At 46.6% G+C, this 23,421-nt stretch carries 11 protein-coding genes; 4 read left to right on the top strand and 7 right to left on the bottom strand.

The window, feature by feature from the left end:
* Window positions 1-78: 78 nt before the first annotated feature.
* Window positions 79-750, bottom strand: a complete 672-nt coding sequence (locus tag PQR79_RS05475; protein WP_238107148.1) for a DUF2461 domain-containing protein — start codon at window positions 748-750, stop codon at window positions 79-81.
* Window positions 751-1,303: 553 nt separating this feature from the next.
* On the opposite strand from PQR79_RS05475, the gene PQR79_RS05470 reads away from it, so the two are divergent.
* The 4 genes from PQR79_RS05470 to PQR79_RS05455 all read left to right on the top strand — a co-directional run bounded on the left by PQR79_RS05470 (window position 1,304) and on the right by PQR79_RS05455 (window position 4,592).
* Entirely contained in the window at window positions 1,304-1,735 is a 432-nt protein-coding gene (locus PQR79_RS05470) for an ATP-dependent zinc protease family protein (RefSeq protein ID WP_238107149.1), read from the top strand.
* A gap of 4 nt (window positions 1,736-1,739) precedes the next feature.
* Window positions 1,740-2,645, top strand: coding sequence for a 30S ribosomal protein S6--L-glutamate ligase (rimK, locus tag PQR79_RS05465; RefSeq protein WP_238107150.1), 906 nt, complete (start codon window positions 1,740-1,742; stop codon window positions 2,643-2,645).
* On the top strand, window positions 2,645-3,655 hold the full coding sequence (locus PQR79_RS05460; RefSeq protein WP_238107151.1) for a succinylglutamate desuccinylase/aspartoacylase family protein: 1,011 nt from the start codon (window positions 2,645-2,647) through the stop codon (window positions 3,653-3,655). The genes rimK and PQR79_RS05460 overlap by 1 nt, the downstream gene beginning before the upstream one ends.
* Before the next feature lie 247 nt (window positions 3,656-3,902).
* Window positions 3,903-4,592, top strand: coding sequence for a fumarylacetoacetate hydrolase family protein (locus PQR79_RS05455; RefSeq protein ID WP_238107152.1), 690 nt, complete (start codon window positions 3,903-3,905; stop codon window positions 4,590-4,592).
* A gap of 321 nt (window positions 4,593-4,913) precedes the next feature.
* On the opposite strand, the gene PQR79_RS05450 is transcribed toward PQR79_RS05455, so the two are convergent.
* Genes PQR79_RS05450 through PQR79_RS05425 form a run of 6 tightly spaced genes read right to left on the bottom strand, consistent with a single transcriptional unit; the run spans window position 4,914 to window position 23,416 of the window.
* A complete protein-coding gene (locus PQR79_RS05450; RefSeq protein ID WP_238107153.1) occupies window positions 4,914-5,171 on the bottom strand; it encodes a hypothetical protein in 258 nt (85 codons plus the stop codon).
* Window positions 5,172-5,189: 18 nt separating this feature from the next.
* Window positions 5,190-6,818 (bottom strand): eicosapentaenoate synthase subunit PfaD, encoded by a 1,629-nt coding sequence (gene pfaD, locus PQR79_RS05445; protein WP_238107154.1) that lies wholly within the window; start codon window positions 6,816-6,818, stop codon window positions 5,190-5,192.
* A gap of 18 nt (window positions 6,819-6,836) precedes the next feature.
* Complete coding sequence (locus tag PQR79_RS05440; protein WP_238107155.1) at window positions 6,837-12,626, bottom strand: hotdog fold thioesterase; 5,790 nt, start codon at window positions 12,624-12,626, stop codon at window positions 6,837-6,839.
* The gene (locus PQR79_RS05435; protein WP_238107156.1) at window positions 12,623-14,701 is read right to left on the bottom strand and encodes a PfaB family protein; all 2,079 of its coding nucleotides are present in this window, start codon (window positions 14,699-14,701) and stop codon (window positions 12,623-12,625) included. The genes PQR79_RS05440 and PQR79_RS05435 overlap by 4 nt, the downstream gene beginning before the upstream one ends.
* Window positions 14,698-22,575: a type I polyketide synthase gene (locus PQR79_RS05430; RefSeq protein ID WP_274408409.1), complete on the bottom strand. Its 7,878-nt coding sequence runs from the start codon at window positions 22,573-22,575 to the stop codon at window positions 14,698-14,700. Before PQR79_RS05430 ends, PQR79_RS05435 begins: the two co-directional genes overlap by 4 nt.
* Window positions 22,550-23,416: a transcriptional regulator gene (locus PQR79_RS05425; protein WP_238107158.1), complete on the bottom strand. Its 867-nt coding sequence runs from the start codon at window positions 23,414-23,416 to the stop codon at window positions 22,550-22,552. Before PQR79_RS05425 ends, PQR79_RS05430 begins: the two co-directional genes overlap by 26 nt.
* Between the last annotated feature and the right edge of the window lie 5 nt (window positions 23,417-23,421).

Raw genomic sequence — 23,421 nt, 5'->3', positions numbered from 1 at the left:
CGTTAGTTTACCATGCCTTTAGGCGAAAACCGCATAGGTCTGCTGTGTTAGTTGCTGCGGCTAAAAATGTTGTTTGCATTAAAAATCTAAAGACAATGCAAAACACAAGTAGGCCATCAATGAGCGCGTTTGCTCAAACTCGTTACTGCAAAATTCGACAAAGTTGTCACTGCAAACTTGTGCTTTAGTGACGGGCTTAATGGCGATAAAATCTTTACGTTTAAGCTCATCAATTAATGGGTGTTGGCTGTCAAATCCCCGTGGCGGTCTGATCAAACTGTCACCCGTTAATTCAAACCCAGCTTGCTTTAATGTCGCTAAGGCTTTTTTATAGCCGTTAGGGTTTTCATCAATGCAGTGTCTAATGGCGTTTAATGCTTGGGATTCGGGGTGCCAGATACCTGCAGCAATAAAACATTCATCATTGGCCACATGCACATAAAAGCCCGGTGCATGCACATCTTTTGCTTGAAAATGCCTAAATTGAATACCGACATTGGTTTTGTACGGTGTTTTATCTTTACTAAAGCGGCTGTCCCGTTGTGGGCGCATTAAACTGCCACCGACTTTTTTAGGTATTGCGGTAAACCGAGGCGAGAGAGCTAAAATGGGGCCTTGCATGGCTTCAATAAAATTCAGTGCAGGGGTGCGAACGCTGTCTTCATATTGCGACTGGTTTATCTTGAACCATTCTCGGTCATTATTAGCGGTGAGAAGGGCTAAAAAATCAAAGCTTTGTTGGCTAAACATAAAATACCTTTTATGAAATGCATGACATATTGAATAATGCCACATCATAATCAATCTGATTAATGAGTGACACTGACGTTACTCATTACCCGGTCTTAAATGTGGACAAAATTTAGTTTTTTTATTTTTAATGCGGTGTTAGTCGTCACATATTAAAAGTTAATGTATATTTTTGGTGCTTTTTTGTCTGGCTCATTGTGCCTATAACTTGCTGAGTTTTTGATTTATTTTTAACATAGGCTCAATGTTAGTTTGATATAAATAAAGCGTTAATGGTAAAATTAACTCAAAGGTTGTTTTATCCCTTCTCTTGTGACTTTTTATTTCTCTATTTTCTCATATGTAACGCTATTCACTGACTCCTATCACCTTGTGATGGATTAACATGTTAGTGTAATAACTGAGCGTGAAACTGTATCAGAATATATTGAGCAGAGTCACAATGATGACAATTAAGTCACAGATTAGCGATATAACAGTAGATAATCGAACATAGATTATATTGATAGATTACACTCTGGAATGAGAATTCCTCTACAAGAAAGGATTGACCATGACTGAACACTCCCTCGGTATTGTGGGTTGGCGAGAGTGGGGCACTTTTCCTGAGATTGGCAACGAAAGAGTCAAAATCAAAGTGGATACTGGCGCAAAAACGTCCTGTTTACATGCGTTTAAAATAAAGCCTTTTCAAAAAGAAAAACAAAAGTGGGTTAGAGTCTGGCTTCACCCAGAGCAAGACTCAGTCCGAGAAGTAGTGTGCGAATTCCCTGTATTTGATCGCCGAGCAGTCAGTGACTCTGGTGGTCATGTGACTAACCGCTACGTGATAAAAACGCCGATTATTATCGGCAAACAACAATTTGATATTGAGCTGACGTTAACTAATCGAGACCACATGAAATTTAGAATGTTACTCGGCAGACGCGCGTTAGAAGGGCGTTTTTTAGTTAATTCGGCAGAGTCGTTTTTAGCAGGAGAATAACAACATGCAAATCGCCATTATGTCGAGAAACCGCAACCTTTACTCGACTAGTCGACTAAAAGAAGCCGCTGAAGCTCGTGGTCATGAAGTTAAAATTATCGATCCATTAAAGTGTTATATGAATATCAACATGAATGCGCCTAGCATTCATGTTCGCGGTGAAGAGTTGCCTAAATTTGACGCGGTGATCCCACGTATTGGCGCATCTGTGACCTTTTATGGTACTGCGGTACTTCGTCAATTTGAAATGATGGGCACTCACCCGTTAAACGAATCCGTTGCCATTACTCGTTCTCGCGACAAACTGCGTTCTTTACAGCTTTTATCTCGCAAAAGCATTGGTTTACCCGTAACGGGTTTTGCAAACCAGCCAGCTGATGTGCCTGATTTATTGGATATGGTTGGTGGTGCACCCTGCGTGATTAAATTGCTAGAGGGAACGCAAGGCATTGGTGTGGTGTTAGCCGAAACTCGCAAAGCTGCAGAGTCAGTCATTGAAGCCTTTATGGGCTTAAAAGCCAACATTATGGTACAAGAATACATCGCTGAAGCTGGTGGTGCAGATATTCGTTGTTTTGTGATTGGTGATCGTGTTATTGCTGCCATGAAACGTCAAGCATTACCCGGTGAGTTTCGTTCAAACTTGCACCGTGGCGGCTCTGCCAGCATTGTAAAATTAACTCCAGAAGAGCGCTCAACAGCACTTCGCGCAGCTAAAACCATGGGATTAAATGTTGCTGGTGTTGATATTTTACGTTCAAAACATGGCCCGTTAGTGATGGAAGTTAACTCTTCACCCGGTCTTGAAGGTATCGAAAAAGCCACTGGTATTGATGTGGCAGAAAAAATTATTCAATTTATTGAAAAAAACGTTAAGCCTACTAGCTCGAAGACTAAAGGAGTCGGTTAATGGTAAAAAAGCACGAACCGTTTGTTATTGGTGATGTAAGCGTAAAGGCAGGCACTCAATTGAGTGTAAAATTGCCCGCTGCAAAACTGTATAACGATACGCCAATGGATTTGCATGTGGAAGTTTTCCACGGCACTAAGCCTGGGCCGACATTATTAGTCTGCGCAGCTATTCATGGTGATGAGTTAAATGGCATTGAGATATGTCGACGCTTGCTCGGTCGTGTGAATGCTAAAACCTTAACTGGAACCTTATTAGTGGTGCCGATTGTCAATGTGTTTGGCTTTATTCAACAATCACGTTATCTGCCTGATCGCCGTGACTTAAACCGCTGCTTTCCTGGGTCGGCTAAAGGTGCTCTGGCCAGTCGTTTAGCGCATTTGTTTAGTAGCACGTTAGTTAAACGTGCAACTCACATTGTTGATTTACATACAGGGGCGATTCACCGCGAAAATTTACCGCAAATTCGTTGTGATACCGATAATGAAACCATGTTGGCTATGGCTAATGCGTTTGGTGCGCCTGTGGTGATGTCATCAAAAGCGCGCGAAGGCTCGATGCGTGGTTTCGCTAACAGCCTTGATATTCCGTGTATTTTATACGAAGCGGGTGAAGCATTACGTTTTAGTGATATGTCGATTAAGTCAGGCCTCAATGGCGTCATTAATGTGATGCGTTGTATTGGCATGCTAAAAGGTAAAGTTAAGGCGACGACCAGTGTCAATGCAAGCCGCAGCTATTGGGTTCGCAGTGAAGCTGACGGGTTGGTTAATATTAAGCTCAAATTAGGTGAGCGGGTGTCGAAAGGGCAAGTGTTAGCCAATATTGTTAACCCTTTAGGCGGAGAGCCATGCCCGCTTTTAGCGCCGTCAGATGGCATTATTATTGGTAACAGTAACATTCCGGTGACCAATGAAGGTGAAGCGTTATTTCATATCGCTCAATTTACCGGTGACGAAATTGAAATCATCAACGATAACCTCGATGATTTTATGCAGGAATACGCTTAACGCATTAGTGTAAAAAGATGGATAACATGTGTGCTCATGTTATTCATCTTTATCGCTATCATTGGCATGTTTTTAATCTATTTTGGTTTCTGCTATTGGATTTTATCTGCTTTATAGATTCCCACCCCCTCATCTCATATTTTCTTGAGAACTAAAAATTTTAATTGCTCAATGCCTTGTGTAACCCTTATTCTAAATTAACCTGAGCTCAGGTTAATTTAAGTGTTTCATTTTCGATGAGGTTAATGTGAATTTACCCAATGTAGTCTTAAAACAAGCTAACCAGGCTTTAGCCGTCACGCCATCCAAAATTGTTTGCATTGGGCGTAATTACGTTGACCATATTCATGAGTTGGGTAATGACATTCCCGATGACATGGTGGTGTTTTTAAAACCTAATTCGGCCATCACAGACACCTTAAACAGTGAGTTGGGTGAACCCCTGCATTATGAAGCCGAGCTGTGTTTTATGGTAAAGGATGGTCAATTTAGCGCCGTTGGTGTTGGACTGGATATGACCAAGCGTGAATTACAGGGCAAACTTAAAAAGCAGGGCTTACCGTGGGAGCGCAGTAAAGCGTTTGACGGTTCTGCATTGTTTAGCGAATTTATGCCCATCACACCAGCGCAGCAAGATTGGTGTTTTCAATTAACCATTGATAACGTAGTGACTCAACTTGGGCATCAGCAGTTAATGACTTACCAGCCCCAAGCCATGTTTACTGCCATCAATGAGTTTATGAGCTTGAACGACGGCGATATTGTGATGACCGGTACCCCAAAAGGCGTTGGTGTTGTTTTGGCCAATACATCGTTTGAAATTAGTCTGTGGCCAAATGTGCCGTTTGAGGTATTTGAAACAGCGCTGTCTGGTGATAAATCGATGGTAGAACTGTGTGGTCAAGCCATGTTAGTTAAGCAGTGGCAAGCCGTTTAATCTTTATACCATTGCGCATTAATAAGTGACTACTCAGAATGCGTCCAGCGGTGTTTGATTAAGGCGTCGCTATGCAGTCATGGTTGTTCCCTTTCAAATAGCGAGAACGTAAAGCAAAAGCGGCTGGGGCATTCCTTTTAGGCGAGTTTTAAAAGGACTTATACTGCGTTGCATGACGTCGAAAGATTCAGTCATTCGCCTTGTTTAAGCCCTTTTAAATTCTCGTTGAGAGATCACTTACTCACGCGCAATGGTATTAATGCTTTCAAAAAGACCCTCTTAGCAAAGAGGGTCTTTTTTCATTCATCGTACAGTTTGGCATTATTTCAGTAATGCAACGGCTTCCATATCAAGCTCGATATCAGTGCAGCCTTTCGCGCAATAAATGCCAGGCGCTTTTGCGCTTGGCTTGGCATTTTTACTGTTGGGTGGCAATTGCAATGTGAGTGGCTTATTGCAGTCGGCACACGTGGCGCTGTTGCCTTTTAGCATGCGTTTTATCAGGTTTTTTTGCTGGTTGAATGACGCTAATGTGGTGTCATTTACCGCTGAAAAATCGAGTTTTTGTGTGTCGCTCATTATGCTTCCTATTTATGGCTATTTCACCTGATCCGCTGGGCGCCAACGTTGTAATGCAACGGGCAGGCTCACACCTTGTGCGGCAAGTAGATTGACTCGTGCTAAGTAAGCTGCGCCATGCATTAAGTGTTTTGCTAAATCGACAGCATGTCGTTGAGTATAATCGTCTAAGTAACTGCCTTTTGCCCAGGCGTTAAATGCACCAAGTGCAGGTCCGGCCCAGATTTGATAATCCATTTCACGGCCTGTTTCCCCAGTGTTTGACCAACGGCTTGATAGCCCAAGGTACCAGCGGAAAATTAATGCCATTTTGCGCTTAGGGTTATCTTTAGCGCGCTCGATTTGCTTAGGGTCTCGCTCATTAAAATGTGCCACTGTACCGGCCCAAATATCATCTAAGCTTGAGCGAAACACTTGTTTTTCAAGTTTTTCACGCTCATCGCTCGGGATGGCTTCTATTGACTCATAACGAGTATAAATTTCGTACAACTTGTTAGCGCGCATCGGGAACAAGGTGCCGCGTTTGACCACTTGCAGTTTAACACCCATTTCGAACATATCGGCTGCTGGCGCCATGGTGACATCGGCCATTTCTGTGGTGGCCAATAATTTACGCGTATGCTCACTGGCCCCGGCTTCTACACAAGCCTGGTTAATTGAACCTGTGACAATAAATGCTGCGCCCATGTTAAAGGTTGCTAGTGCAGCATCGGGCGTACCGACACCACCACCGGCGCCTACGCGGATAGGTGTTTTGTAATTGTACTTGGCTTGTACTTCATCTTTAAGCGCCAAAATAGTGGGTAATAAGGTCACTAATGGACGGTTATCGGTATGACCACCAGAATCGGCTTCAGCGGTAATGTCATCCGCCATCGGCACTAATTGTGCTAACGCCATTTGCTCTGGCGTAATAAGACCTTCATCCACCAGTTGTTGCAGTATTTTTACCGGGGCTGGCTGCATAAACTTAATTGCCACTTCGGTACGGCTAATTTTAGCGATAACTTTGTTGTCTATTTGAATATCACCTTGAACATCACGGCTTAACCCTGCTGCGCGGTAATAGACAATTTGCGGTGTTAAGCCCAAAAAGGCTGAGGCTTCAACGGTGCGTACTTTGTGTTTTAAAAATAGCTCAACGCTACCGCGCTCAAGCGCGGGTTCACTTGGGCTATGGATTAAGTTAAACGCATAGGGCCCATTTGGCAGGGCAGCTTGAATGCGCTTAATGGCTTGCTCAACGCGCGAGGGAATGAGTCCCGCGGCGCCAAAGGAGCATAAAATACCCGCCTGACCTAATGCGATAACCAGCTCTTCAGAGGCAATACCATTGGCCATGGCTCCAGCATAATAGGCGTATTTAACCCCATGCACACGGCGAAAATTACTGTCACCTAAACTTTGGGTGCCAAGGGCTGGGGCAAAGGCGCTAACGGGCAGGGCGTGAGCATTGGTGATGGTATCTGTCATCACTTGTGCTTGCTGTGCAACGCCTAAACCTTGCTGAGCATCATTGACCACATAACAGGCTTGCGACAAGTCTTTAAGCTTTTTGTTGATCCCAGTTGGGTCAAAACTAACGTGCTGCTGGCTCACTTGCCAAGGCCATGGAGAAAGCTTTTCGTTTTTTAATTGGGTTGTCATTATGTTTTCCTTGAAAAGCTAGGCTTCTTCAATACAAATAGCGATGTCTTTTACTTCGTAAATGCGTAAACCATCTTTACTTAAATTGGCGTCACCAACAATGATGCGTTTGCCGTTTTCGTCTTTGACGGCACTGATGTGCACATCTAACGACATTTGTTTGTTCAGTGGGTTAATTTGGCCACGGTATTTCCATTTTATGTCAGACAATAGTTGGCCGAATTTAGGATTGGCAAAACCCGCTCCCAAGTCGTTAGTAATCGCGTAAGTTTGCATTAACTCGATGATAGCTTCAACGCCTAATGAACCCGGCATTACCGGATCTTGATGGAAATGGAATTGGAAAAACCAATCACTTGGGTCAATGGTGCGCGAGGCCGCCAAATAGCCTTGTTGGTATTTACCGCCATTGTTAACGATTTCAGCGGTGTCGATAAAGTTAAGTTGGCCACCGGCTAAGCGGTAATGTGGTTGGTGCACTGGCGCATTAAACAGCCGCGATTGCTTATCGAGTAAATTGACAATGGTGTCGGCGGCAACATTGTTGTCGACATGCCAGGGCTGAGTGATTTTACCGTTATCAATGCCAAGCTGGTTTTTAAGCGCGTCAGCTTTAAAGTAGCCAAATACAGCGCCGCCAGTGTAAAACGGCTCGCCATCGACACTTAAATCAAAGGTAAAGTTTTGAATAATATTGCTGCCTGCAATCACGGTAGATAATAAGCGTGAGTCATTAACAATGGTTTTGCCGCGTAAATCCACATGGCGTAACAAGGTGCCGTGACCATCTAGGTTACGGAAAAACAACTCCTGCCCAGGGAAGCCTAGTGTAGTGCCCATATAGCCTGAAATAAAACCATTAGGTTGCAATGATATTTCCATTAACACCGAATAAGGCATCACCGCTGGGTGGCTGTTTTTAGCAAAATACCATGCATTTGCGGGCACTTCGTATTCAGCCACACAGGATGACGGTTTTTTCAGCTCGCCGCGTTTACCGTTAATGTTGATTACCCGAGTGGTCAGCTGTAAATCACCGCATGGGGTGCGCGGTGGGATTAAGCCTTTATAGATGCTAAAGTCTGGCCCAAAGCACTTTTCGATATCGCCAGTGGCAAACTCAAACATGTGATACGGCGTAAATGGCAGGGTATCAGGCACGCGGTTTGCGTATTTAGAATCAGCACTGACTTGCGGCGCTTCAACGTGTTTAAGCGGAATAACCCCTTTGTTGGTTGGCGCGCTGGTGTCGGCAATTTTCGCCATTAACGGGGCGGCATCTTGCTGGCTGACAGCGTTATTGACGTCGGTGCCAGACACTTTAGTTGGCTTGATACTCGAGCCTGTGTTGGCATTCGTGCTCGAATGACTTAAATAGCGAGTGCATTGGGCTTCTTCTTTTATCATCACCCCAAGGTTTTGGAAGTCGACCACCACTTTGCCATTGAGCAAAATATCAATATTGGCTTTGGCGTATGGCCGCGGCGAAGTACCGATTTCGGTGACTTCCATCCGGTAAGTTAATTCACCGTGTTGTGGTAATACCTGGCCACGGCAACGTACTTTTTGTGAGGCATTTTCGAGCGGCTGGAAACGGCCGTTTTCAACTAAGGTATGCATACCAATGTGCAACATAAAGAACTGCAATAATTGGCCACAGCCTTCAGCCATTAATGAGCCAGCCATCACCTGATCGTCTTTAAAATGACACGGGAAGTACCAATGGTCTGGCGCTAATTGTTTGTGGCCTTCAACTAATCCTAGGCCCCAGGTGCCGCCATGGGTTTGTAAGTTGCTTACGCGCTCGATCATTAAGAACTTTTCTGAGGCAAAACACAGCGACTTTTGCATGCCCGTTTGCAGCTGGTGGCTCACGTGTGCGCCGCCAAAGCAGCTGCCAATATCGCCGGTTAATAAATGATGAATTTGGCCATAATCAAACGCTGTTTGCTGACAGTGTAGCAAAGGAGTAAACGTCGGTTTATTTGGGTTGTTAAGCACTTGCTGACGCAGCTTAATTTCATCTTCTGTTTGGATAACCCCTTTACCATCGGCTAATTCTTTGTCGGTAAAGAAGCCCGCACAACCGCCATCCATTTTTAAAATCATCTTGTCGCCGACAAAGCATTCGTACGAGAAGAAAAACAATAAGGTGTCGCCATTGCGGGCAAAGTTGTTGATTTTAATGTCATAGCGCAAGGTATCGCCGCCGCGTGGTAAATCGCCTAAGAAGGTAAGCGTGCAATCAAGCAAACGATACACCCGCTGGCCTTTGTTTTCAAAATCGATGCCTAAATAGCTAATTAACATTAAATCGCACTGGCCCGACTCAACTGCAACTGCCCAAGGGATTTGACCATCAACCAGATACGGTGCATCAACCGGGATGTCGTACTCTGTGGTCATTGAGCAAGGTTTGTATTGATTTATGGTTGCATCAAGTTTGGTGACTCGCGACACCAGTAAATAGTCGGTGGTGGGTAAGCGCACGCGCCGCGAGTAGCTGTCGATAATGGCGTAGTCTGGGCCAAACACCTTGGCGATATCGCCTTCGGCATATTCCACTAAATCGGCATAGTTCCAAATACAGGGTTTATCTGCCGGAGTGGGGGCTATATAAGTCGGAACTTGCGCATAGTTAGGTTTACGTTCTGCCAGTACCGATTGTGGTTTAACGTAATGCTCAGCGGGCACTTTGGCAGTTAACGCGGGTGCTATTTTTTGCGCTGTTGCAACTGACGTTATTGAGGCAAGTTGTGATTTTAACAAGTTATCGGCGACTTTTAAGCCTGCCTCACGGCTGGCTAAAAACGCGAGGTGGGCTTGTTGTGCCAGCCATTGGTTTTGCTCAAAAGCCGTTAAGTGTGCAGGTGGAATTGCCTGGCTAATTGCTTGAGTCGAATGAGTGTTGTTTGGTGTTTGCCCCGGCGTGCCAGGGATTGGTGCAAAATGGCTTGCGGGCATAGTCGGCTCGTTTATATTCATGTTTGTTGGGGCTTGTTGCACGGTTTCGCGCTTAATCGACGCGCATTGGTTAATCATTTTGTCGATGGCGGCAACTGGCGTGTCGACAATATGTTGATAGATATCGCGGCCACCTAAACTCACTTGTTTAATTAAACTCAGCTTGGCGCTTTTTGTCAGTTGCTCTGTAAGCGGCTGGGTTAAGCGGTTAGCAAGGGCCTGTTGCTGTAAGGTATTAAGCGATAAACCAATGCGAGAGTATTGGTTTTCACTGGCGCTGATCACCTGCGCACTGATGTCAGCTTGTTGTAGTTGCTGGCTTTGGATAAGTGCATTGAGCAAACTTGCCATGCCAGAGGCGGCAAACGTGTGCCCAAGCAAAGGTTGTACGCTTGATATGCTGCTGGCGTCAGCAAGTTGAGCCAATTGGCGAGTTAACTGCTGCCCCAAATCTGACTGTTGGCAAAGCGGAGCAATATTGAGTTCATTGATATCGCAGGCTTGCTTTAGTGTGACCTGTTCTTGCTTAGCAAACTGCACGCTATTAATACTGGCGTAGCTGTCGTTGAGGTGCGTTTGCTGTAATACAATGGCGCCAGCACCTTCACCAATTTGAACGTTATTGGTTTGTAAGCCTGCTAATTTAAGATTAGCACTGTTAAGCAAACCGTTTTCAATACTGCCAGACAAATCAACCGCAGCAATAATGACTGCATCGAGAGGCTCTTGCAGTGAGCCCATGGCAAATAAGTTTTGCGCCACATCAATACAGCGATTAACCGATTGTTCAGCGGCCGAAATCGTAAAGGCGGGGCCGTTAAAGTCCCACAATGACGAAATCCGCGACGCCATAATATTACCAATAAAGCTGGTGTATTGGTTTAGTTTGGCCGCATCGAGCACGCTGTCCATGGCGATGGCTTCTAGGGCTTGGTATTCATCGTCACTGAGCTCAATACCCTGGGCGGCTAGGCTTTGCGCAAGCTGGCTGTGTAAGTTCACGCGGCCACGAAATTGATGTAGCTCAAGTTCGGTTTCCATGGCCACTAACACGGCCACTTTACTGCCTGGATTAAGTTTGGCGTTTACAATGGCTTCGTCGGCGACTTTTATTAATAACAGCTGCTGCGAAATTAATCGATCGTCTTCATTAGGCGGCACTTTAAAGCGTAAAAAGTCAAAATCGAATTGATCAATGTAAGCCCCTTGTGGCACTTGCTCTAAACCGTATTTGGCCAACAACTCTGGATGCTTGTTAATGCCTTTCCAGCGTTGAGTGGGCAATGGTGTAAACAAGTGTTGCTTGGCGCGAATACGCTCAGCCAGCTGATTAATGCTACTGCATTGGCCAAAATGAGCTGCCATGCCGGTAATGTGCATGGGTTGCTCACTGGCGTTAACTAATTGCGTTGGCGTTGACGATGTTACCGCTGTGTCAGAGTAGGACTCTAATAGCAAATGCGCGTTACAGCCACCAAAGCCAAATACTGATACACCCGCATGGCGTGAATTGTTACCTGCTTTATCTGGCCAAGGTTGCACCTCGCTTGGCAAGGTTGCCTGACCAAATAAACCATTAGGTGAGGTGATAGGTGCGCTGATATTAATACTCGGTGGTAGTACACCTTCGCGCATGGCAAAAATCATTTTCATGATACCAGGCATGCCCGCAGCAGTAAGCAAATGCCCGAGGTTTGATTTAGCCGAGCCAATTAACGGTGTGGCACTGCCATTGAGTTTGCCTTCAAAAAAACGCTCCATTGAGGTTAATTCAACTTTGTCGCCTAATGGTGTTCCTGTGGCATGGCATTCAATCACTTCAATGCTGGCAGGGGTAATGCTTGAGTCAAATGCCGCAGCTTCGCGGTAGGCTCGCTCAAAGGCTTGTACTTGGCCTTTGCTGTTGGGGCTGAGCACAAACTGGCCCTTACCGTCGTTTGATAAACCAATGCCGCTTACGAGGGCATAGATATGGTCGCCATCGCGCTGGGCATCTTCAAGGCGCTTAAGCACTAATACACCAGCGCCTTCACCGGCAAACAAGCCTTTACTGTTGCTGTCAAACGGTGCAGAAATGCCATGGTCTGGATAGGCATGAAAAATTGAAAATCCCATATTGATAAAAAAGGGATCTGCGCCCGAAACTGCGCCAGCCAGCATGATGTCGGCTTTGCCCGTGTGCAAATAATCACAGGCGAGTTTTAATGCGTAAACTGAACTTGCGCAAGCTGCGTCTAGGCTTAATTGCGCGCCGCCAAGCCCTAGGGCATCAGCCACTAGCTTAGAGGCATTGTGAGCCACTGCGCCATTGCGCCAATTGTATTGCTCTGTTTGGGGCGACAAGCCAAAATCTTGCAGCACAAAATGAGGTTGCTGTAATTTGGTTTGTAAGGCTTTTTCGACCACGCTGTGGTACAGCGGCACAAACAATTGGTTTGACTTTGCCGTTGGGAACGACAAGGTGCCCATGACAATGCCGGTGCGCTGCAAACAGGGGTGGTTAAGGTCGTTAATCCCGGCATCGGCTAAGGCATTACGTGCGGTATCGGTAGCCCATAAAAAGCTGTCGTCTAGGCCTTCAAAGGCACTGCTGTTGATACGGTAACCATTGGGATTAAAGCTAAAATTTTGAATATAGCCGCCTTTATCACAATAAAAACGGTCAGACTGCCCTTGAACACCAATATAGTCGCTTGGGGATGCATTGAGTTTGTGCGCACTAATTTGGCTACGAGAGTCTTTTTTATCAATTAAATTTTGCCAAAACCTTGCTGGAGTATCGGCATCAGGGTATTGATTGGCTAAGCCTACAATGGCTATTTTGGGAGTAGCTTGAGAACTCAATGAGGTTCTCCTTCTGATAAAGTGTCACTAAAACCAAGAGGTGAATGCTTGGTATCGATGAATAATGTGTCGTTAATTACGTCTTGTAGACTTTGAATAAACGGGGTTAATGACATCGGCACTCTGTGGGTCATTAACTGGGCTAAACATTTTAATAAACTGCTGATGTCGTCAGCGCCTTTAGCATTAACGGCTAATGCCTGCGCTGGCACCTGGCTTGTTTGTTGGCCAATAATTTTATCGATTAAGGTGGCGGTTTGCCTGTCGGCACCGACCTCAACAAATAAGCGACTCCCTTGACTAATCGACTGCTTGATAAGCTGGCTAAAATCCAGTGGATGGCAAAAGGTGTCGGCAATTGACTTGGCAATAGCATGGGATGTTAATTCAACGGGCTGTGTTTGGGCGGCCGATAAAAACTGAGTGGCTGTCGGCAAGGCTGCGGCTAGAGGCTGTAAGTAAAACTGTTTTACATCGTCAACAATATTAAGTGCTGCTGGGGTATGCATTGCAGTGACTCGATTGGCGGCAATACCGCGTTTGCCGGCTTGTTTTAGTAAGGCTTTAATGCTTTCTTCGCAGCCAGCTAACACTAAGCTGTCGCCCTGAATAATGGCAATATGAACACGTGGGTAATTGGCTAAATGCGGCCTGATTTCGGCAACCGAGGCGCGGGTCACAAAGCTGTTCCACACTATGGGTTGATCATTGGTTAATTGCCAGGCTTGTCTGACACAACGCAGTTCGCCAGCAATGTCTTGATTAAAAATACTGCTGTTTTGGGTGGCGTTAATTAAGTGGTGTGGTGCATGCCATACCCCTAAACTGGCCCACATGGCGGCTTCGCCCATTGAGTACCCAAGGGCGAATGCTGGGGTAATGGCAAATTCATCCTGCAATATTTTACTGAGCATATAACTTGCGCCCACACCGGCAATGGCAAGCTCGCTCAGGCTCATGTGGCTATTGGTTTTTTCTTGCGTGGCATAAATGGCTTGAGTTTGCAGCATTGCGGGGAGGTTGCCCTCAGCCTCTAACTTAGCAAAAACGTGAGGGAACACATGACCGAGCTGGCTAAACATCTGCGGATAAACCGTGCCGACACCTGGGTAGACAAAACTGAGCCCTTTGGCACCTAATGGTGAAGCGGTAAAGCAACTGCCTACAGGTGTTTTGTAGTGAAAGTTTGTGTTGTTAAGCGTTGAGGCGTTTTGAGTTTGTTGAGTATCAAGTGCCTCAAGCATGGCAGATGCTTCTTGCTGTAAACCGCTTTGACTTGTCGCCATTAATACCAAGGCATAAGGCGCTTGCGATTGGTATTGTTGCCATTGTTGGTGGATAAATTTAAGCAGGCCTAGCTCATCGCATGGCTTGCTTAATGCGTCGCAAAGGGACGTTAATCGTGTGTGTAACTGGGCAATATTTTGTGCTGATAGTGGCAACATTAAGCGGTTTGCGGCCAATAATGGTTTAGCACTCAGTAATTGACTGCCCTGAGTGAACACGAGTGCGAGTACACCGATGTTACTTGGGTAACACAAGCTGGCCACGCGACTTTGGTGGGCTGGTGTAAACCAATAGTCTTGACTGTTGGGTATACGTCTACAGGTAATGTCGTTAATCAGTGCGATGAGTGCATTGAGTGCATTATTAGCCTGAGTTAACTCTACCACTTGAGGTTGAGTATGTTGTCTTTTGGCATGAGCCAGTGCCTGATTAATCGCTTGTTCGCTGTTGTCACCACAGCCTATTGCGTTTAAATAAGCATGAGCATGTAAGCCGTTTTTAGCCGCAGTGATTGCCTGCATAATCCACAGTTTATTGCCCAAACTTACAATATCGCACTGCTGATTGCCAAGCAGGCTTGCCGCGTTGATCAGCACAGCTTCTAACGTCTGAGTGCCTATCGCTTGATCCTCTACCGCCAGTTTTGAGAGGGATAAATAGTTTGCTGGTTTGGTATTAGGCGCAGCCAACAACAAGGCCAAGCGCATTGGCTTGGCTTGTTGCTGTTTGAGATCAGCTGTTAACGCTGCTTGTTGGTCTGCGGACATCGCATTGACTGAAAGGGTCACACACTGTCCTTGCTGTGCTGGTTTGCAGGCAGATTCTCATGTTGATTCTCATGTTGATTCTCATGCTGATTAATAAAGGCCTGATTCAGCGTTTTGCTAATGGTGATTTTAGCCTCACGCATTTGACAGCTTAAACGTCCATCTTGATGGTACAAGCTCACATTGGCCACGAGCATTCTGCCGCTGTGTTTTATCACCTCAAGTTGAATGTAGCCCTGATCGCCGCTAGCAAATGGTGCCACAGTGATAAATTGCCCCATTGATGATGGCAAACTGGCGGCATCGTATTTAAGCCTTGCCCAAACCAACATGGCCTGCAATAGCAAGTCTTCGGCAAATATTTGGCTACCACCGGACACTGCCGACGGTGCAAAGCCTGGGCAGTCGTTAGGGTTAATTTGCGCTAACTTAACCTGACACACCAGTTGCTCATCATCAAAGCTCAATACTTGCTTAATACCCTGCAAACGCGGCCCATGGAACAAGGTGCCGTTTTGATACAAGGTGTTGCCAGCGTGTATTGCGGGTATCTGCGCGAGCTTTTGCAGCACGGTTGCCGGTAACGATGACTGAGCAACAGCGGTGGGCGTTAGCGCGTCATTGACGACTAATTTTGCCTGATATTGCGGCTTCATCGCTGCGTCTGGCTCATTTAACGCCCTGCTTGAGATTAGCGCGTTCAAGCCCGCGCCAGTTTGGGTGAGTTGCAGTTGCAGTAAGTGGGATTGATCGGTGTCAAAAATAATCCCTTTAAGCAATTTATAGTCAGCAATACTCACTGGCACATGGCACAAGGTTTGCGCGGTTTCACGCATCCACTGAATCGCACACACTGTTGGCAACACTGGGTTGCCGGCAATGCGGTGATCGTTTACAAATACAAGCTCACTTGGTTGCAGTACCCGAGTCACCGTCACGGTTTGGGTGTCAGCAGCCCAATAAGGCGCAGAAAACGTCAGCGAACCCTCTGCGTGTGGCAAAGTGTTCGCATTAGGCTTTTTTGCAGTTGTGTCCTGTGTGGCCGAGCCTTGCATGTCTGAACCAATTAGCATCTGCACGCTTTGCGGGCTTAATAAGCTATGAGCAAATAAGTTAGCGCCTGCTTGCAGTGGAATTACGTATACACCACGTTCAACAAACATCTTTTTCAGCGCTGAGCTCACCATGCCACCATCCCACGGGCCCCAGTTAAAGCTCATGACTTTGGCTTGCGGTAATTGGGCGGCCAATTTTAATGCGGTTTTATTGAGAATTTCATTCGACATCGCATAGTCGCTTTGACCTGTGTTGCCATAAAACCCAGCCGCCGATGAGAACATGGCGACTAACTTGATGTGCTGTGGATCAAGTGCGTTAATGATACTTGCTACGCCAGTCACCTTGGTGCTATACACCCGATTTAGTTCATCCAATGTTTTGTCTTGAATGTGTTTATCTGCCAATACCCCCGCGCCATGAATGACGCCATTAATGACTCGGTTTTTACCGTTAGTATCAGTTAATGCTGTAAGTGCGGCTTTAACGGCATCTGGGTTGCTAACATCCATTGCCACATATTGGGCACTGGCGCCCACTTCAGTAAATGCGCTTAAGGCTCGGTCAATCTCTAAGCTACTTTGTACTGGCCACACTAAGGCATCAATTTGCTTTGGTGTGGGCTTTTCGCCTTGGGATTGAATGTAACTAATGGCGGCAGCTTTAAGCTCTGAGGCTTGTTTGCCTTGGGCCCAAGCTGGCATGTCTTTACCTAGGTGCTGACTGCGACCGGCAAGTACAAAGTGCGATTGGCATTGCTTGGCTAAGGTGAGTGCACATTCAAACGTGACACCTTTTGCACCACCAGTGACTAATAGTGTGTCTTGTTGGGTTAACACTGCAGCAGGGTAGTGCGAGGTGTCGGTTTTTGCTGCAACCAATGTTGCGCGCCCTTGCGGGCTTATGCCCACTTCGGTAAGCCGTTTAGCATTGGGCGCAGCAGCATTAACATCAAACAGCTCAGCAATAATGGCATTGGCAAAGGTTTTGGCGTCAATGTCATTGGCGATATCAAGCGCGCGGCAAAATACATTTGGCCATTCATGGCTTAGTGTTTTGGTTAGCCCAGACAAGGCTGCTTGGTTTAATTCTGCTTTGCTGAGTGCTGCGCTATTAAGGTAGCCAAAGCCACCATCAATACGGCTTACGGTAACGTAGCTTAAGCGTGATTGCAGTGGTTTTGAAAATTCAGCATGCAGATGTTTCGCCCACAAAAAGGCGTTATCAACAGCGGCTTTTGCTGCCACATTGCAACTGACTAAATCTTTGCTGTTTGCGTTAAACTGCGGTTGTAAATGCACAAAGCCCGCAATAGGGTGCGTTGCAGTAATTGCCTTAATGACCTTGGCGATTTCGGCATCATCAATGCTGCTAAGTGTATAACTGCTAATGTCGCTGCTTAATGGTGAGTGAGCAACGCTGATGGTGTCTGGATTACGAATAACAGCGACGGTTAAGCCTTTGGCATGGAGTTTTTCAGCAAGTACACCGGCATTATGACCGTCATCTGTGATGACAATGCAGCTGTCTGTTGAATAACATGCTTCTAGTTTATCCGCCGCTGGCAACTTTTTTAGCGCGACCCCACTGTGTGGTGGTAATGCTGATGTGTCGAAAGGGTTTGGCGTTGGCGCAGTAGTGATGCTCGCAGCGGGCATGCTGAGTTGACCTTGCATATAGCTGACGATTTCGCCCAATGTGCGGCACTCGGCTAAATCCTCTGGATTGAGTTCAGGTAAGCCCGGCATTTCATCTTGCACTGTGCCTAAAATCTCCACGCGCTTGATTGAATCGATACCTAAATCAGCTTCCATGTCCATGGTGAGCTCGAGCATTTCGGCTGGGTAACCGGTTTTATCGGCCACGACTGCCATCATGGTATTGAGCACAGTTTGTGTGCTTAAGCCTGATGTTGGCACTGATGTTTGATTAGACGCTTGGACAGGTGCTGCTTCTGTTGCTTGCGCTGTTGGCGCAGTTGAAGCTGATAAGGTAGATTGCATGTAATCAACAATCTCGCCTAGGGTGCGACACTCAGCTAAATCTTCTGGGTTGAGTTCAGGTAAGCCCGGCAATTCATCTTGTACAGTGCCTAAAATCTCGACGCGCTTGATTGAATCGATACCTAAATCAGCTTCCATGTCCATGGTGAGCTCGAGCATTTCTGCTGGGTAACCGGTTTTATCGGCTACTACTGCCATCATGGTATTGAGCACAGTTTGTGCGCTTAAGCCTGATGTTGGCGCTGATGTTTGATTAGACGCTTGGACAGGTGCTGCTTCTTTTGCTTGCGCTGCTGACGCAGTTGAAGCTGACAAGGTTGATTGCATGTAATCTACAATCTCGCCCAATGTGCGACATTCAGCTAAATCTTCTGGGCTAAGTTCAGGTAAGCCCGGCAATTCATCTTGTACTGTGCCTAAAATCTCCACGCGCTTGATTGAATCGATACCTAAATCGGCTTCCATGTCCATGGTGAGCTCGAGCATTTCGGTTGGGTAACCGGTTTTATCGGCCACTACTGTCATCATGGTATTGAGCACAGTTTGTGCGCTTAAGCCTGATGTTGGCAATGATGTTGGCGCTGATGTTTGATTAGACGCTTGGACAGGTGCAGTCACTGGCGCTGCTGACGCAGTTGAAGCTGATAGGGTTGATTGGATGTAATCAACAATCTCGCCTAGGGTGCGACATTCAGCTAAATCTTCTGGGCTGAGTTCAGGCAAGCCCGGCAATTCATCTTGCACTGTGCCTAAAATCTCCACGCGCTTGATTGAATCGATACCTAAATCGGCTTCCATGTCCATGGTGAGCTCGAGCATTTCGGCTGGGTAACCGGTTTTATCGGCCACTACTGTCATCATGGTATTGAGCACAGTTTGTGCGCTTAAGCCTGATGTTGGCAATGATGTTGGCGCTGATGTTTGATTAGACGCTTGGACAAGTGCAGTCACTGGCGCTGCTGACACAGTTGAAGCTGATAGGGTTGATTGCATGTAATCAACAATCTCGCCTAGGGTGCGACATTCAGCTAAATCTTCTGGGCTGAGTTCAGGTAAGCCCGGCAATTCATCTTGCACTGTGCCTAAAATCTCCACGCGCTTGATTGAATCGATACCTAAATCGGCTTCCATGTCCATGGTGAGCTCGAGCATTTCGGTTGGGTAACCGGTTTTATCGGCTACTACTGTCATCATGGTTAGCTGCACGGTTTCTGCTGATAAACCTGTTGATGCACTGCTAACTGCTGTAGGTTGAGCGACCTGAGCAATAGGCACTGAAGCAGCTGGCGCTGGTGTCGGTGCTGGCGTGACAGTCGCTGGCGCAGCTTGAGTCATCACGGGTGTTTGTGGCGCTGCTACCATCTGTTGAGCTGCAAGGGTATTGGTAAGCGTCGTTGCAGGGGTTGCAGATGCTTGTCCTTGTAACATCGCCAATGCTGCCTGACTCGTTTGCGCCTGTAGCGTTAAAAATTGGGTGTGGCTTTGCAGTGTTTGCGCCTGATGCTGGTGGAATAACTCCATCGAACGTTGCAAGCTTTCTGGGATCGCAACTCCAGATGATGCCATTTGCGCCTGGGCTGTCATCAAGCTATTAAACGTATCGCCATATTGTTGAGGAATGGCTAAAAACTGCTGATGCAACGTCGCGGCTTGTTGCTGGGCGGCAAAAAAAGCACTTAAATTGTCATTGCTGACGGCGTTATTAGCTTGTGCGCTTGTTTGACTAGCGTGTGCTGGCTGTGCAACAGTCGCTTGAGCAATAGGCGCTTGCGCAGATGCCGTAGGCGTACTCGCCACTTCAACATATTCGGTTTTGATCACTTGTTTTTCCACTATTTTTTCCACAATTTTCTCAACAGGCACTTCCACCGTCTTACTGGTTACTTGGCCTTGTTGTAATGATTTTTGCATTTTACTTTGGGTGGCAGGGCTGATGTAGTTTTGTGCTGTCAGCTTAACGTTCATTGGCGACACGTTGGCCAGCTCTGCTATAGGTGCTTGATAAGGATCCACCTCAGACAGTGGTAAACCTAATACTGCTAATTGGATTGCTGCTTGGCGTAATTGAGTATCACTGCTGCCTTTAGGGTTAGGGTTTAGGCTAACAACACTGACAGTTTCTGGTTTGTTACCTAACGTTGCCTCAACCAGTTTTTGTAAAATATTTTTTGGTCCAAACTCAACAAATACTCGGGCGCCAGCGTCATACATGGCAACCAATTGCTCACTAAAGCGTACCGACTGCAGCATATGCTCGCTAAAGGCGGTTTGAATGGCTTTGCCATTACCTGGGTGAAGCTTGCCAGTACCGTTGGCGAACAACGCCACTTTAGGCTTAGCAAATTTAACCTTGCTAATGGCCTTGGCAAAAGGCTGCTGAGCATGGCCCACTAATGGTGTATGGAATGCGCCTGATACCGGCAACGCAATGGCTTTAAACCCTAACTCAGCTGTAACGGCTTTAGCTGCCTCTGCGCAAGCTTCTGTTGGGCCAGCAATCACTAATTGCGTTGGCGCATTGTAGTTAGCCACTTTTACGCCATCAAAGGCACTAATGCAGCTTTCAAGCTGGTTTACACCTTGCTCAGTTGCTTGTGGCGGCACAATAATAGCGTACATGGTGCCTGGGTCTTGATCGGCGGGTGTGGCTGCCATGGCCTGACCGCGAGCAAAGGCCAATTGATAATAATCAGCTTGGCTAATCACCCCCGCTGCACACAAGGCCGATAGCTCACCAAAACTGTGGCCGGCGACCATGTCAGGGCTAAAACCAGCTTGAGTGAATAGTGCATATTGGCCCATGCTGACGGCACCAATGGCGCTTTGGGCATAAGCGGTATTAGTTAGTGCCGCTTGTTGTGCGGCGATGTCTTGAGCTTCAAAAGCCGGAATAGGGTACATAATTTGCGACAATGGCGTTTGTTTATGCTGGGCAAACACCTTGTCTGCCTGCATTAACTGCTGGCGCATTTCAGGGTAAAAACACGCAAGCTCAGTCGCCATGTTAACGTATTGTGCCCCTTGGCCTGCAAATAAGGCTGCCACCTTAGGTGCGGTATTGTTATCGCCTAAACTTGCACTGCGATAACTTGCGCCAGAGGGTAATTGCCAGTTATCGGCATCATTGTTGGTTAACTGGTTAAGGGCTTGAGTGAGCTGCACAGTTAGGTCGGCAATTGAGGCCACAACTAAGCCTAATCGGGCCGATGTTGGCGCAACTTGAGCAATAGCAAAACGTTGCCCAAGTTTTTGCAGTGCCAACTCTTGGGCGTTCGCCTGGCTGATATCAATCGCATTAATCTCTGTTTGCAATTGAGTCAGTTTACCTTGCAGTTCAGCCTTGTTATCTGCACTTATCAGCAAGCTTTGCGGCACCGTGCGTTGACGATATTTGTCATTGCGGGCATGATCTTGGCGATATTCTTCTAATACAATGTGGAAGTTAGTGCCACCAAAGCCAAACGAGCTGATACCTGCTCTGCGTGGGGTGTCGTCAGTGCGAGGTAACCAAGGACGCGTTTCGGTATTAAGATAAAACGGTGAATCACTGATGCCCAGCTTAGGGTGTGGTTTGCTGACGTTAATCGTTGGTGGCAATACTTTGTGGTGCAACGCCAAGGCCACTTTAATGACTCCGGCTGTGCCAGCGGTAGACTTAGTGTGACCGACTTGAGACTTGACCGAGCCAAGTGCAATATGCTGTTGGGCGTCATTATCTTCAGCAAATACTGACTTTAAGCCGTTAAACTCAGCCACATCACCTGCTGCGGTGCCTGTACCGTGTGCTTCAATAAGGCCGACGGTGTGCGGCGCAAAGCCTGCGTCGTCGTAAGCGCGTTTTAATGCTTTAGCCTGGCCTTCTGGCCTTGGTGCATAAATGCTCTTAAATTTACCGTCAGATGATGAGCCAATACCTTTAATTACCGCATAAATTTTATCGCCATCACGTTCAGCATCGTCAAGGCGCTTTATGGCGATCATGCCAATACCTTCGCCGATCATCATGCCTTTTGAGTCGATATCAAAAGGTTGAATAGTGTCGTTAGTGGTAAACGCTGGGGTTTTTGAAAAGCTCATGTACATTGACGGCGAGTTGTCGGTACACACACCGCCAGTGATCATCATGTCACTGCGCCCTTCAACCAGTTCGGTAATCGCCATACGCATGGCAGCAAGTGAGCCTGCACAAGCGGCATCGACAACACAGTTCATGCCGCCTAGGTCAAAACGGTTAGCAATACGTCCAGCAATCACGTTACCAAGCGACCCCGGGAATGAATTCTCTTCCCAGTGGATGTATTGGTCTTGAAACTTTTTAATCAGCATTTCGCTGTCTGCGTCACTAATCCCGCTGTTTTTGAATACTTTTTTTAGTACTGGGTATTGCAAGCGACTGCTTAAACTGTGGTTAATTTTTTGGCCGCCGCCCACACCAAGGGTGATACCGATGCGGTCGGTATCGTATTGTGCATCAACGCCTGCGTCGGCTAACACTTCTTTGGCAACGACCAATGACAATAATTGCGAGGTGTCGGTTAATTCTAAAATATTAGGCGGCAGGCCAAATTCCATCGGATTGAAATCAACTTCAGGTAAAAAACCGCCACGCTTACAATAGCTTTTATCGGGCGCAGATTTATCGGCATCGTAGTAATCGTCTGCGTTCCAGTGACTGTCTGGAATATCGACAATGGCATCGATTTTTTCGCTGATTAAATCCCAAAATTTATTCAGGTAACGCGAATTGGCAAATATGCTCGCCATACCGACGATGGCGACAGGCATGTCTTTTAAGCGCTTGTTGAGGCGTTTATCTTGATGACTGGATTGGCTCATTTGAGTCTCCGTTTGATAACTGAGGTTCAGCTATCTGATGTTGGGATTCAGCCGCATTGGCAGCTGACTGACTTACTCCGGGAAAACGAGCAAGAAAAGTGTGATAGTTACGTACTAATAATTTTCGTAAATGAAACGGGCCGTGCTTAAGTACATAAGCCATATAACGATTGCTCGCTTGGGTATGGCTGTCTTGATAAATGTCTAAGTAGACCCAGTCTGTGTCTGCATCAAGGCCCAGCAATACAGAATAAGCTTGTTTTGGACTGTATTGCTTGGGAATGCTTAATGACTCAACTTGCACCACATTATCGACACTGGGTATGGCTAAGGTGTCTGCCAGAGTTTGTGGGTTGACGGCATAGGTCACTACGTCAGTGCCCTGGGTAATGGGCAATTGATTGAAATAACGCTCAGGTACAAATGCGCTATCTACTTCGTCGAGTTTAGATACGCCGTGACGTTTTAAGCATCGGGCAAGGCCTGAGCGGGACACATTAGGGTTAATAAATTTTTGAGTAATGCTTAACAGCCTGTCTAGCGGCATTTTGAGTTGATAACGCAAACCGACCACGACATATTCTTGCATTGGCGTTAGGGTGGTGTTGAGTTTATGCGGGGTGTTGGGCGTATTATCAATTGAGTCACGTTTACGCCATTTACGCACAGTGGCTTCACTGATATTAAGGATTTTAGCTAATTGGCTCACGCTATATTCGGATTGCTGAATAAATTGGCGCATCTGTGGCGTTGTGGTCGCATTACGGTGTTTTACCGTTTTGGGACGTGGCCGAACCCCACTATGATTGGGTTCTTGATGTGAATTTATCTTTTTTGTCATCTAGA

Origin of the sequence: Shewanella metallivivens, from assembly GCF_028750675.1 — a bacterium.
Classification (GTDB): Bacteria; Pseudomonadota; Gammaproteobacteria; order Enterobacterales; family Shewanellaceae; genus Shewanella; species Shewanella metallivivens.
This window is presented reverse-complemented; position numbering and strand designations above follow the sequence as displayed.